The organism is Aeromonas sp. MR19 (assembly GCF_963899305.1).
Classification (GTDB): Bacteria; Pseudomonadota; Gammaproteobacteria; order Enterobacterales; family Aeromonadaceae; genus Aeromonas; species Aeromonas bestiarum.
Genome location: NZ_CAWQWZ010000011.1, coordinates 1062681 through 1074958 on the forward strand (window position 1 = coordinate 1062681; position 12278 = coordinate 1074958).

General features: G+C 62.6%; 13 protein-coding genes. 7 read left to right on the forward strand and 6 right to left on the reverse strand.

The window, feature by feature from the left end:
- Positions 1-67: 67 nt before the first annotated feature.
- Entirely contained in the window at positions 68-640 is a 573-nt protein-coding gene (locus AACQ95_RS10550) for an RBBP9/YdeN family alpha/beta hydrolase (RefSeq protein WP_241278547.1), read from the forward strand.
- A 41-nt stretch (positions 641-681) separates the two neighbouring features.
- Here AACQ95_RS10550 and nqrE read toward each other — a convergent pair whose 3' ends face one another.
- From nqrE to AACQ95_RS10570, 4 genes are all read right to left on the reverse strand, one after another.
- The gene (gene nqrE, locus AACQ95_RS10555; RefSeq protein WP_042867538.1) at positions 682-1281 is read right to left on the reverse strand and encodes an NADH:ubiquinone reductase (Na(+)-transporting) subunit E; all 600 of its coding nucleotides are present in this window, start codon (positions 1279-1281) and stop codon (positions 682-684) included.
- 154 nt (positions 1282-1435) lie between these two features.
- Entirely contained in the window at positions 1436-1879 is a 444-nt protein-coding gene (locus AACQ95_RS10560; protein ID WP_241278548.1) for a hypothetical protein, read from the reverse strand.
- Between the two features lie 251 nt (positions 1880-2130).
- Positions 2131-3861, reverse strand: a complete 1731-nt coding sequence (recJ, locus tag AACQ95_RS10565; protein WP_241278549.1) for a single-stranded-DNA-specific exonuclease RecJ — start codon at positions 3859-3861, stop codon at positions 2131-2133.
- A complete protein-coding gene (locus AACQ95_RS10570) occupies positions 3827-4543 on the reverse strand; it encodes a disulfide isomerase DsbC N-terminal domain-containing protein (protein WP_043555080.1) in 717 nt (238 codons plus the stop codon). Before AACQ95_RS10570 ends, recJ begins: the two co-directional genes overlap by 35 nt.
- A gap of 260 nt (positions 4544-4803) precedes the next feature.
- Between AACQ95_RS10570 and mscL the strand changes: the two genes are divergently transcribed.
- Positions 4804-5211, forward strand: coding sequence for a large-conductance mechanosensitive channel protein MscL (gene mscL, locus AACQ95_RS10575; RefSeq protein WP_005317444.1), 408 nt, complete (start codon positions 4804-4806; stop codon positions 5209-5211).
- Positions 5212-5277: 66 nt separating this feature from the next.
- Here mscL and xerD read toward each other — a convergent pair whose 3' ends face one another.
- A complete protein-coding gene (gene xerD / locus AACQ95_RS10580; RefSeq protein ID WP_043555079.1) occupies positions 5278-6189 on the reverse strand; it encodes a site-specific tyrosine recombinase XerD in 912 nt (303 codons plus the stop codon).
- Between the two features lie 196 nt (positions 6190-6385).
- Here xerD and fldB point away from each other — a divergent pair, with 196 nt between their 5' ends.
- The 5 genes from fldB (at position 6386) to AACQ95_RS10605 (ending at position 11031) form a co-directional block, all read left to right on the forward strand.
- Positions 6386-6904, forward strand: coding sequence for a flavodoxin FldB (gene fldB / locus AACQ95_RS10585; RefSeq protein ID WP_042867526.1), 519 nt, complete (start codon positions 6386-6388; stop codon positions 6902-6904).
- Between the two features lie 188 nt (positions 6905-7092).
- A complete protein-coding gene (locus AACQ95_RS10590) occupies positions 7093-8493 on the forward strand; it encodes a TldD/PmbA family protein (RefSeq protein WP_241278550.1) in 1401 nt (466 codons plus the stop codon).
- Complete coding sequence (locus tag AACQ95_RS10595; RefSeq protein WP_241278551.1) at positions 8493-9833, forward strand: TldD/PmbA family protein; 1341 nt, start codon at positions 8493-8495, stop codon at positions 9831-9833. Before AACQ95_RS10590 ends, AACQ95_RS10595 begins: the two co-directional genes overlap by 1 nt.
- Before the next feature lie 275 nt (positions 9834-10108).
- Positions 10109-10501: a VOC family protein gene (locus AACQ95_RS10600; protein ID WP_043555073.1), complete on the forward strand. Its 393-nt coding sequence runs from the start codon at positions 10109-10111 to the stop codon at positions 10499-10501.
- Between the two features lie 230 nt (positions 10502-10731).
- A complete protein-coding gene (locus AACQ95_RS10605) occupies positions 10732-11031 on the forward strand; it encodes a type 1 fimbrial protein (RefSeq protein ID WP_241278552.1) in 300 nt (99 codons plus the stop codon).
- 72 nt (positions 11032-11103) lie between these two features.
- Here the strand turns inward: AACQ95_RS10605 and AACQ95_RS10610 are convergent, their stop codons facing one another.
- Positions 11104-12030 (reverse strand): L,D-transpeptidase family protein, encoded by a 927-nt coding sequence (locus tag AACQ95_RS10610; protein ID WP_043135772.1) that lies wholly within the window; start codon positions 12028-12030, stop codon positions 11104-11106.
- Between the last annotated feature and the right edge of the window lie 248 nt (positions 12031-12278).

Here is a 12278-nt window from a genome sequence, read left to right on the forward strand (position 1 = left end):
CCGCCCCGGCCAGTTGCCGCAGCGGCACGGTTTTTCATTCCCTGTTGCCCGTTTCAGGATCATGCTCATGTCACACACCCGCGTCTTCATAGTGCACGGCTACACTGCCTCCCCCCAGTCCCACTGGTTCCCCTGGCTCAAGGAGAAACTCGAAGCCCGCGATATCCGGGTCGAGGTGCTGGCCATGCCAGACCCGCACCGGCCGGAACCAGCCGCCTGGGATGCCGCCATGGACAGCCTGGTGCGGGATCACGATGAGCGCACCTTCCTGCTGGGCCACAGCCTCGGCTGCATCGCCATACTGCGTCAGCTCAGCCGCCTGCCCGCCTGCCGCCGGGTGGGCGGGATCCTGCTGGTGTCCGGTTTCGATCAGCCCCTGCACACCCTGCCGGAACTGGATCCCTTCATGCAGCCGGGCTATGACCCGGCACACATCATGACCCTGGCTCCCCAACGCGTCGTGGTTGCCTCCCGCGACGATGCCATAGTGCCTTATCGCTACTGCCAGCACCTGAGCGAGCAGCTGGCCGCGCCGCTCTACAGCCTGGAGCAGGGTGGCCACTTCCTCGACCGGGACGGCTTCCTGACACTGCCGCTGGTCCACGACCGGCTGTTGGGGATGATAGCCCCCGCCGCATAGCAAAACGGCCACGCAAGTGGCCGTTTTCACAGGTGGCGTGCCTAGAGCGACATGCCGGAGAAGGACATGAAGCCGAGCGACATCAGCCCGGCCACTATAAAGGTGATGCCGATGCCGCGCAGCCCCTCGGGTACATCCGAATACTTCATCTTCTGGCGCAGGCCGGCGATGGCGACGATGGCCAGCAACCAGCCAAGCCCTGAACCCGCCCCATACACTATGGATTCGATGAAATCGTAATCCCGCTGGGCCATGAACATGACGCCGCCGAAGATGGCGCAGTGCACAGTCAAGAGCGGCAGATAGATGCCTAGCGCGTGATGGAGCGCCGGGAAATGCTTGTCGAGCACCATCTCCATCACCTGCACCAGCGCGGCCAGCACCCCTATGTAGACGATGAAATCGAGAAAGCTGAGATCAAATTCGCCGAGGAAGGTGCTCTCGGGACGCAGGATATGGCGGTAGATCAGGTTGTTGAGGGGAATGGCGATCACCATGACCACCAGCACCGTCAGGCCCAGGCCGAAGGCGGTATTGATGTTCTTGGAAACGGCCAGGAAGGTACACATGCCCAGAAAGAAGGCCAGCGCCAGGTTTTCGACAAAAATCGACTGAATAAACAGGTTTACATAATAATCCATCGGATCGGCTCACAGCTTGTGCAGATAAGGGCCCGGCTCCCGCACGGCGGGTGGGATAGCAGGGGCAACAAGGCGCGGCAACCGATCGCAGGCGTCAGCCGGCAGAGGGGTCAAACAGTCAGTCGACGGGGAAACGCCGGGATCCGGTGCGCGCTCAGCAGCAAACCGGACGCGAGTGGCCGTGGCAGAAGCGAAATTGCAGGTGATGGCAGACCAGCAGGCGTTTGTGCAGGTAACCGAAGTAATCGGACAGCTGCCTGAGGTAGATGAGGGGCAGGAAGAACAGCAGGCCGCAGAGCAGGCCCAGGATTTCGTGCTGGAACCAGGCCAGCAGCATCTGATAAAGCTCGGGGTGGCCGGCGCTCTCCAGCCGCCGCCCCTGCTCGAAGCTGAGCCGCCACTGGCCGCCCGGCGGCAGGCTGACGCTGTTGACGAACCCGGGATCGGACGGTTCATACAACTGCATCGCGGCGCCCTGGCCGACCGAGGCCTGACGAACGGCTGCACCGACCTCTGCCGCGGCAAAGGCGGCAAGCCACAGCAGACTGGCGATGGCGAGAGCCATCGCCCAGGTCGAGAGTCGGCCAGAGGGTGACAAGCGGGCGGTCCCTTCTTGAAAAGAGGATTCAGCGAGGCCGAATATATCACAATCCATCTTTTTATTGAATTTTAAACCCTGCAAATCAGCGTGGATTGATACTAAAAACCCTCGTTATCAATAAAGCCGGCAATTTAAAACCACCATGCGCGAAGGGAACATTCACTATGTGCCCCGAAGTGCAACCGCCCACAACAACACGGCCATCCCGAGGGATGGCCGTGACAAGACAGCTGACAAGCGGCCAACGGCTAGAGGCCGGCAGCCTCCAGATGCTCCACCAGCAGCTGCACGCTGCGGTTGCCGCGCCACTCGTTGACATCGAGCCGATAGACCAGCCGCACCCGCTTCACCGAGGCGTCCGGCCAGCGCTTGAGATCGACCCCGAAGGCGATGGCATCCACCGCATGACCGGAATCCGTGGTCAGCATCATCTTGAGGTGCTTCTCCCCCACCAGTCGCTGCTGCACCAGCACGAATTCGCCGTCAAACAGCGGCTCTGGGAAGGCCTGGCCCCAGGGGCCGGAGGCGCGAATAAGCTCCGCCAGCTCAAGGCTGAGCTCATCGGGCAGCAGTTCGCCGTCGGTGAGCAGCACCCCGGTCAGCAGTTCGGGCGTGACCAGCTCGCTTATTACCGTCTCAAACGCCCGGCCGAAGGCCTCGACATTGGCCTTGGGCAGGGTCAGCCCGGCCGCCATGGCATGGCCGCCAAACTTGCCCATCAGGCCCGGATGGCGGGTATCGAGCAGCTCGAGGGCATCGCGCAGGTGCACACCGGGGATGGAGCGACCCGAGCCCTTGAGCTCGGTGTCGCTGCTCTCGGCAAAGGCAATCACCGGCCTGTAGTACTTCTCCTTGACCTTGGAGGCCACCAGCCCCACCACCCCCTGATGCCACTCGTCTCTGTGCAGCACTATGCCGGAGGGCACCTCGCCGTCCCGAAAACGGATCTGCTCCAGGGTGGCGAGCGCCTCCTGCTGCATCCCCTGCTCTATCTCCTTGCGCTCCTGGTTGAGGCTGTCCATCTCGGCCGCGAGCTGGCGCGCCAGATTGAGGTCGTCGCTCAGCAGACAGGCGACCCCGAGGGACATGTCATCGAGTCGGCCCACGGCGTTGAGGCGCGGCCCCAGCGCGAAGCCGAGGTCGGCGGCGGTGAGGCGGCGGCCGTCCCGGCCCGACACGTCCACCAGCGCCTGGATGCCGGGACGGCAGCGACCGGCCCGGATCCGCTGCAGCCCTTGGTGCACCAGGATGCGGTTGTTGCCATCCAGCGCCACCACGTCAGCGACCGTGCCAAGCGCCACCAGATCCAGATAATCCGCCACATTGGGAGCGCGAATGCCTTGGCGCTCGTACCAGCCCAGCTGACGCAGGTGGGTGTTGAGGGCCGCCATCAGATAGAAGGCGACCCCGACCCCGGCCAGGGACTTGGAGGGGAAGTCGCAGCCGTGCTGGTTGGGATTCACTATCGCATCGGCAGCCGGCAGCTCCTGGCCCGGCAGGTGATGATCGGTGACCAGAACCTGCATGCCGGCCGCCTTGGCCGCCGCCACCCCGGCGATGCTGGAGATGCCGTTGTCTACCGTGATGAGGAATTCGGCGCCGCGCGCCACCGCCAGCTCGACTATCTCGGGGGTGAGGCCGTAGCCGAACTCGAAGCGGTTGGGCACCAGAAAGTCGATGTGCTTGCCGCCCATGGCCCGCAGGGCCAGCACGCACAGGGCCGAGCTGGTGGCGCCGTCGCAGTCGAAATCACCGACGATCAGGATGCGCTGCTGGGCGGTGAGCGCCGCCGCCAGCAGCGGTACCGCCTGCTCCATGCCGAACAGGCGCTGGGGTGGCAGCAGCAAGCTGGCGCTGCGCTCCAGCAGGACGGGATCTTCTACGCCACGGCTGGCGAAGACTTGACGAAGCAGTGGATGCAGGGTGGCGGGCAGATGGGAATCATCAACTCGCGGACGACGACGGATTTGCAGGGGCATTGATGTGATCCAGTATCTTGAGCAGTTGTTCAGGGCTCTGATAACCCCGTACCAGATCCCCGTTTGGCAGGACCCAGCTCGGCAGCGCCTTGATCCCGAGCCACTGGCTCAGGCCGATATGATGGGCAAGGATCTCATTACAACCAGCCGCAGGCAAACGATCACTGAGACTGAGTTCACTGAACAGAGCGGGATCGCACCAGCGCGCCTGCGCCTCGGCCAGATCGGCGAAGGTACTCAGCGCTGGCAGCAGCTGCACGCTCACCCCCTGCGCCTGCAGTATGGGCAGCTCATCGAGCGAGGTACGGCAGCTGCGGCAGGTCAGATCGGTAAAGAGTGTGATGCTGTGACGCTCGGGCACCGCCTTGAGTTGCATACGCCGTTCGCCGATCTGGGTCAGGGCCCGCTGCCGTTGTTGACGCTGGCCCAGCATGGTGAGGTTTTTCATGTCGTGGCCCAGATCCAGCATGATGCCCTGGAGCACATAGTCCCCCTTGGCATCGGCATAGAGCGGCCCCTGACTGGTGCCCAGCATGAAGAGGCCGGGCATGGGGGTCGCATCCACCAGATAGACCTGGACCCCGAGCCGCTGCTCTATACGCTGTTTCAATAATTGGGGATCCATCCCCGCGCTGGCAGCAAAGGTGCACAGCAGCATCATTCCCAGTAGTAAATGCTTCACTCTTTTACTCACTTGGCATGAACGAATGGACTCACAAGGTAACTCAGGCCATATACTGGCCTCAACCTGTTAATTACTGATTGATTAATAGCGAGGGCTGCAAAAAAATCCCTCCCTGACAGGTTGCCAATTGGGCAGAGGCCCAGCAAGCTAACCGTGACGACAGGAAACAAGACGGTCATCCCTCTGTTTTCCTGATGCTTTATTATTCAAACCTTGGTGCGGCAGCGGCCGCACTCTGCCCATTTTTGGAGGGAAACATGAGTCTGATTCAAGAGTTCAAGGCCTTTGCAGCCAGGGGCAACGTCATCGACATGGCGGTCGGTATCATCATAGGTGCCGCCTTCGGCAAGATAGTCTCCTCCTTCGTGGGTGACGTGATCATGCCGCCAATTGGTCTGATCCTGGGGGGAGTGGACTTCAGCGATCTCGCCGTGACCCTGAAGGCCGCCGAGGGTGCCACCCCTGCCGTGGTCATCGCCTACGGCAAGTTCATCCAGACCATCATAGATTTTCTGATCATCTCCTTCGCCATCTTCATGGGGCTCAAAGCCATCAACACCCTCAAGAAGAAGCAGGAAGAGGCAGCCGCTCCCGCCGGTCCCACCAAGGATCAGGAGCTGCTGAGCGAAATCCGCGATCTGCTCAAATCCCAGCAGGGAAAATAAGCGCCAACTCCTGTCGTGTGTTTAAAAAAACCGCCCAAGGGCGGTTTTTTGTTGCGCGTCGGCGGCTCAGGCGCGGGGGTGGTGCTCCCCGTGCAGCGCCTTGAGTCGCTCGTTCGCCACATGGGTGTAGATCTGGGTGGTGGAGAGATCCGCATGACCCAGCAGCATCTGCACCACCCGCAGATCGGCGCCGTGGTTGAGCAGATGGGTGGCAAAGGCGTGGCGCAGGGTGTGAGGAGAGAGCTCGCCCTGGATCCCGGCGCGCAGGGCATAGAGCTTGATGCGATGCCAGAAGGTCTGGCGGGTCATCATGCGGGCCAGCCTGGAGGGGAACACCACGTCCGAGCTGGTGCCCCCCAGCAGCAGGGTGCGGGCCTCCCGGTAGTAACGCTCAAGCCAGTGGATAGCCTCCTCCCCCATGGGCACCAGCCGCTCCTTGTTGCCCTTGCCCACCACCCGCACCAGCCCCTGGCGCAGGCTGACATGCTCGGCGGTGAGCCCCACCAGCTCGGAGACCCGCAGCCCGGTGGCGTAGAGCAGCTCCAGCATCGCCTTGTCCCGCAGCTCCAGCGGATCGTCCACCAGCGGCGCCGCCAGCAGCGCCTCCACCTCCCCTTCACTGAGATCGGAGGGGAGCTTCTTGGGCAGCTTGGGCCCCTCCAGCAGCACGGTCGGGTCATCGCTGCGCAATTTTTCCCGATTGAGATACTGATAGAAGCGGCGCAGGGCAGACAGAAAGCGGGCCGTGCTGCTGGCGGCGAACTGGTGATCCACCCGCCAGGCGAGGTAGTGCTGGATCTCGTCCATCCCCGCCAGCAGCAAAGAGCTGCCCTGCTCATCGAGCCAGAGGGCAAATTTTTCCAGATCGCTGCGATAGGAGCTGACAGTGTTGTCAGACAGACCCCGCTCCAGCCAGAGGGCGTCGAGGAAGGGTTCGATCAGGGGATGATTGTGCACGGCAGGCGCTGGCTTGGTCATGGTACTGGGTCTTGGGCAAACGGTGGCCCATTGTAGCGCGCCCGGCGCCGGGCGACAGCGGGATCTGATGAGGCCAGCACCACGCTTGCCCCGTGAAGGGTGCTGGGCAATCTGTTAAACTGGCGCCCCTCCGCGCGCGCCAGCCCCACGCGCCGCCAGGATAAAGAGCTATCTGTTTTACGGTAAGGACAGTGCGATGAAGATAGGTTTGTTTTACGGTTCCACCACCTGTTACACCGAGATGGCCGCCGAGAAGATCCGCGCCCTCATAGGCCCGGAGCTGGTCGATCTCCACAACATCAAGGATGTGCCCCTCATCCGCATGCAGGAGTACGACATCCTGATCCTCGGCATCTCCACCTGGGACTTTGGCGAACTGCAGGAAGATTGGGAATCCCGCTGGGAGGACATCAAGGATGTCCATCTGGAGGGGCGCATCATAGCCCTGTTCGGCCTGGGCGATCAGCTGGGCTATGGCGAATGGTATCAGGATGCCCTCGGCCTGCTGCACGATCAGCTGGTGCCCAAAGGGGTCAAGCTGGTGGGTTACTGGCCCAGCGAGGGGTACGAGTTCGACGCCTCCAAGGCGCTGATCGACGATGGCCGTCACTTCGTCGGCCTGGCGCTCGATGACGCCAACCAGTACGACCAGACCGAATCCCGCATCGAACAGTGGGTCGACCAGATCCTGAGCGAGATCCACGAGCTGCTCTAACCTCTCCTGCCGGCGGCCTGGATCTGGGCCGCCGGGCGCACGAATCGCACCGATTTTCTCAATCGGTATCATCGCATGACGCTATAGCGACTTTTTTGTGCTGGTCTGCAACAATGCAATCGACACCCCATAACACAATCAGAAGGGTGTCGGAAGCAAACAGGAAACAGACCAGAAAAGGATATTCTATGACCTCATTCTCCCTGTTGGCCCCCGCCATTGCCCGCGACGTGCTCGATCACGCGCTGGCGCTCGGTGCCGACTTCGCCGAGCTGTTTGTGGAGCGCAAGCGCCGCAGCCAGCTCAGCCTGCTCTCCAGCCAGATCGAAAATATCAGCGGCGGCCTCGATTTCGGCATAGGCGTGCGCCTGTGCTACGGCCACAAGGTACTCTACGGCTACACCAACCTGGCCGATCGCAACGAGCTGCTGCGCATCGTCACCCTGCTGGCTGCCAAGGACAGACGCGACCCAGTGGTGACCGCCACCGCCTTCGACTTCAGCCGTTTCACTGACCGCAACCCGGTCACCCTGCCGCTCGGTGCCAACAAGCTGCTGGAGCAGAAGATTGCCTATCTGCACGCCATGGATGCTGCGGCCCGCGCCGAGAGCGCCAAGGTAAGCCAGTTCTCGGGCAATGCCCTGGGCTGGGAGCAGGAGGTGGAGATCTTCAACAGCGAAGGGCTGCAAGTGGCCGATCGTCGCCACTACAACCGCATCATGGCCCAGACCATAGCCATGGAAGGGAGCGAGCAGAGCGTGGGCTACGAGGCCCCCGGCGCCATGATGGGCTGGGAACACGCGGCCCTCATAGACCCGCGCGAGCTGGCCCTCACCGCCACCCGCCAGGCGCTGGTGAAACTCGGCGCAGCCCCCTGCCCGAGCGGCACCCTGCCGGTCATCATGGAGAGCGGCTTTGGCGGCGTCATCTTCCACGAGGCGTGCGGCCACCTGCTGGAGACCACCTCGGTGGCCAAGAAGGCCTCGGTGTTTCACGACAAGATGGGCCAGCTCATCGCCAACCCAGTGGTCAACGCGGTGGACGAAGGCTTGCAGGGCAACGCCTGGGGCTCCATCAACGTCGATGACGAGGGCATGGCGACCCAGCACACCCAGCTCATCAAGGATGGCGTGCTGACCGGCTTCCTGGTCGATCGCATGGGAGCGCTTAGAACCGGCTATGCCCGCACCGGCTCGGGAAGACGCGAATCCTATCGCTTCGCCCCGGCGTCGCGCATGCGCAACACCTATATCGAGGCGGGCAACCACAGCCTGGACGAAATGCTGGCGACGGTGGAACACGGCATCTATGCCAAGCGGATGGGCGGCGGATCTGTGCAGCCGGGCACAGGCGAGTTCAACTTCAACGTGCAGGAGGCCTACCTCATCGAGGGGGGCAAGATCACCCGGCCGCTCAAGTCGGCCACCCTGATCGGCACAGGGCCCCAGGTGCTCAAAGAGATCTCCATGGTGGGCCGCGATCTCGCCATCGCTGCCGGCATGTGCGGCTCTGTCTCAGGCTCGATCCCGGCGTCCGTCGGCCAGCCACCACTCAAGGTCGACAATATTCTGGTCGGAGGGAACGCCTGATGAGCCAACTCGATATGAATACTCTGCTCACCCGCCTGCTGGACAAGGTCGCCGATATCAATGCCGAGGCGGACATCATAGCCAATCGGGACAAGGCTTTCTCCCTCAAGGCCGACAAGGGCGAGCTGGGTGAATACAAGGTCACCAGCAGCCAGCAGCTCGGCATCCGCCTCATCAAGGATGGCCGGGTCGGCATCGCCTACTCGGAATCCCTGGATGAGCCGGCGCTGGATGCCATGCTGCAGGATGCGCTCGATGCCAGCCGCTTCGCCAAGCTGGATGCGGATCAGCGCATCTCGGTGGCCAACAGCCGGCTCACCACCGACTGCGCCGAGATAAACCAGCCAGACACCACGGCGGCGGAGGAGAAAATCGCCCTGGCCCTGCGCCTCGAGGCGGACATGCTGGCCCTGCCGGACGTGACAGGCGCGCCTTACAACAGCTTCTTCGAGGGGGAGAGCCAGCTCTGGCTCGCCAACAGCCTGGGCAGCCGCTGCCAGCACAGTGAATTCAGCGTCGGCTGCTACACCTCGGCGCTGATCGAGCGGGCTGGCCGCCAATCCATGCATTCCCAGGGGCAGTATGGCCGCCGCTTCGACGAGCTCGACAGCCAGGCCCTCATAGCGCAGATCCATGCCGTGGCCGACGGCCTGCTGCCGGGGGAAGCCGTGCCGAGTGGTCACTACAGCGCTATTTTCAGCACCAACTGCTTCGCCAGCCTGTTTGGCTGCTTCCAGGCGGCGCTGTCGGGCAAGTGGGCCCAGCAGGGGATCAACCCCTGGCGCAGCAAGCTGGGCCAGTCTGTGGCCTCCCGCTGGCTCACCCTGGAGAGCCGGGCCTATATGCCGGGCGGCATGAACATCAAGGCGTTTGACGGTGAAGGGGCCCCCACCTCGGATCTGCTGCTGATTGGCGAGGGCGAGCTCAAGACGCTGCTGCACAACAGCGCCACCGCTCACCACTTCGGCCTGGCCAGCAACGGCTCGGCAGCGCGCAGCGCCCGCGGCGCGCTGGATGTGACGGCGCGCCACCTGGTGTTTGGCACAGGCCCCCACAGCGAGGCCGAGGTCAAAACCGGCGAGTATCTGGAACTGGTCAAGCTGGACGGTCTGCACTCCGGTGCCGATGCGGTGAGCGGCGACTTCTCGTTCGGGGCGTCGGGCTTCCTGTGCCGGGATGGCATTCGCATCCAGCCGGTGCGCGGCATCACGGTGGCGGGCAACTTCTACCGCCTGCTGGGCGAGCTGGAGGCGGTCGGCGATCGGCTGCACCACGACGATGGCAAGGGCTTCTACGCGCCCCTCATCCGCTTTGGCGGGCTGAGCATCGCAGGCAAGTAACTGTATCTCGAGGGGAAAAGACTTCACTTCCCCACCCAAAAACGGCGCCATCAGGCGCCGTTTTTTTGCCTCTGGCGTCCCTCAGTGGCCACTCCTACCCTCTAAGAACCTGTCTACGACCTGTCGCGAGAGGCCGTCAGCAAGGAAAAGAGCAGCGCAGGAACCGGAGCGTATACATATACGTGAGGATTCCGAGCAGCGCATGAGCCTTGATCACGGTCTCGCAACAAGATCGTGGACTGGTTCCAAGAGCCGCCGGTCGCATCGGCCGGAACATGCTGGAGATCACCAAGATGGACAATACCCTGGTCTGGGCCGACATTCCGACACGGGATCTGGATCGCGCCATGGCCTTCTACTCGGCCCTGCTCGACGTGCCGGTCACGCCGATACAGGAGGAGATACGCTTCGCCATGCTGCGCCACGATGGCAACAACGCGGCGGCCTGCCTCGGCCCCATGGATAAATACCACCAGCCGGGCGGCACTGGCCCCCTCATCTATCTCTCCCTCGGAGACAGGCTGCAAGCGGCGCAAGAGATGGTCCCAAGGCTAGGCGGACGGGTGCTCGAACCCTTGCACAGCATCGGCAGCGGCCATGGCTCCCGGGTCATCATAGAAGACACCGAAGGCAACTGGCTTGCCCTCTATGCCCCGCCCACCCCCTGAGCAAGATGAGCGCCGCGTCTGGATGTACGCGGCCTTGTCACCCGCAGCCGGCGGCCATAGCAAGGGCAACCTCTGGGTTGCCCTGTTTTTTTCAGTCAACCCGCCAGCGCCGGGCGACATGGCAAGCGGTCAAATAACGCTCAGATCCCTTCTGGTCAGGTCGATAGTGACAGTGCAAGGCAATGAAAAAGTGGTTTCCTTCCAGCGTGCAAGACAATCAGGAGGTCTGCATGAAGACAATCGCAGTGGCGCTCACCCTCGCCACCATCTCCACGGCACAGGCGGTGCCGGCGACCAGTACGGGACGCATCAGCTTCAGCGGAGCCATAGTGGAAGATGCCTGCCGTATCCAGCAGCAACAGGATCAGATGCAGATCACCTGCCTCTCGGGCCCAGCGCAAACCACAGAGACACTCAATCTGCAGCAGTTGGCGAAGCAGTCGCCACTGCGTCTCGCCAGCAGCCAGGTTTCCTGTCGATGGATTGACCCGCGCCATACCATGGCGGTGATCACCATCAGCCACGAATAGCTCTCACCAATGCCAGAAACAACAACGGCGACCACAAGGTCGCCGTTGTTCATTACCGGGTCTCCCGGGCCATCAGGCCTGCGGGTTGAGACGGGTCGGCATGCCGGTACGCTGTTCCAGCACCTGCTTGACCACATTGGAGTCGCTGTCCATGTGGGCGATGAAGCGGGTGATGGCCGGGGTCATGGGCAGCGGCACGGACGTGGTGGAGTTGAACTCCTCCTCGTTGCGCGACAGCGGCTCATGGACTTCCATGTAGCGACCGCCATCCGGCTCGACCGTGGACTTGACCGGCTGGTTGACGAACTGGACACGGGTACCGACCGGCACCTTGTCGAACAGGTACTTGATGTCGTCGGCGCGCAGACGCACGCAGCCGCTGCTCACCCGCAGACCTATGCCGAAGGTGGCGTTGGTGCCGTGGATGGCATACAGGTTGCCGATGTAGAGGGCGTGCAGACCCATGGGGTTGTCCGGACCGGCCGGCCAGACCGCAGGCAGTGTCTTGCCCTGGGCGGCGTAGCGGCGACGGATGTTCTCGGTCGGGGTCCAGGTCGGGTTGGCGCGCTTGCGCTCCACCTTGGTGATCCAGTTTTCCGGGGTATTCACACCCAGCTGGCCTATGCCGATGGGCAGCACTTCCACCACGTTCTTGCCTTTGGGGTAGTAGTAGAGGCGCATCTCGGCCACGTTGATGACGATCCCTTCACGGGGCGCATTCGGCAGGATCAGCTGATGGGGGATGACCAGCTTGCTGCCCGGTGTCGGCAGATAGGGGTCGACGCCCGGGTTGGCTTCCATGATGTTGGTCAGGCCCAACTGGAAGTCGGAGGCGATCTGCTCCAGCGGACGGTTGTCCGCAGGCACCACGTATTCCTGGTTCTCACCGATCAGGCGGCTGTTGGCCGCGGGCAGTGTGTATTCAACGGCGGCGGCCTGATGGCTGACCAGCGTCAGAGTACATAAAAGGGCCGAAGCGGCAGTGCGAAGGGGATTCATAAAATTCCTGTGTGGTTTCCTGTACCAAGTTGGCCGGGGGCCGTGTCATCCTCGGTCTGGCCTGTGACGAGTCACCCTGCGCCCGAGGTCAATAACCGAGCGCGCATTCTTTCCTGAGTCGGCCAAAAATTCAACGTCGGGATGGCTCTTTTTGCATGAAAAAGTGCATCCATCGCCGCCGGCGCCTGCTCTTTAGCTGGCAAGCAGGCTAACAACCGCAAACTGAGCAGAAGCTGAACAAAAAGGGA

Bases quoted from the DNA above. Each gene is read 5' to 3' on its own strand.
- AACQ95_RS10550 (WP_241278547.1), top strand. From the start codon at position 68: ATGTCACACACCCGCGTCTTCATAGTGCACGGCTACACTGCCTCCCCC.
- mscL (WP_005317444.1), top strand. From the start codon at position 4,804: ATGAGTCTGATTCAAGAGTTCAAGGCCTTTGCAGCCAGGGGCAACGTC.
- AACQ95_RS10605 (WP_241278552.1), top strand. From the start codon at position 10,732: ATGAAGACAATCGCAGTGGCGCTCACCCTCGCCACCATCTCCACGGCA.
- AACQ95_RS10595 (WP_241278551.1), top strand. From the start codon at position 8,493: ATGAGCCAACTCGATATGAATACTCTGCTCACCCGCCTGCTGGACAAG.
- AACQ95_RS10600 (WP_043555073.1), top strand. From the start codon at position 10,109: ATGCTGGAGATCACCAAGATGGACAATACCCTGGTCTGGGCCGACATT.
- AACQ95_RS10610 (WP_043135772.1), bottom strand. From the start codon at position 12,030: ATGAATCCCCTTCGCACTGCCGCTTCGGCCCTTTTATGTACTCTGACG.
- fldB (WP_042867526.1), top strand. From the start codon at position 6,386: ATGAAGATAGGTTTGTTTTACGGTTCCACCACCTGTTACACCGAGATG.
- xerD (WP_043555079.1), bottom strand. From the start codon at position 6,189: ATGACCAAGCCAGCGCCTGCCGTGCACAATCATCCCCTGATCGAACCC.
- recJ (WP_241278549.1), bottom strand. From the start codon at position 3,861: ATGCCCCTGCAAATCCGTCGTCGTCCGCGAGTTGATGATTCCCATCTG.
- nqrE (WP_042867538.1), bottom strand. From the start codon at position 1,281: ATGGATTATTATGTAAACCTGTTTATTCAGTCGATTTTTGTCGAAAAC.
- AACQ95_RS10590 (WP_241278550.1), top strand. From the start codon at position 7,093: ATGACCTCATTCTCCCTGTTGGCCCCCGCCATTGCCCGCGACGTGCTC.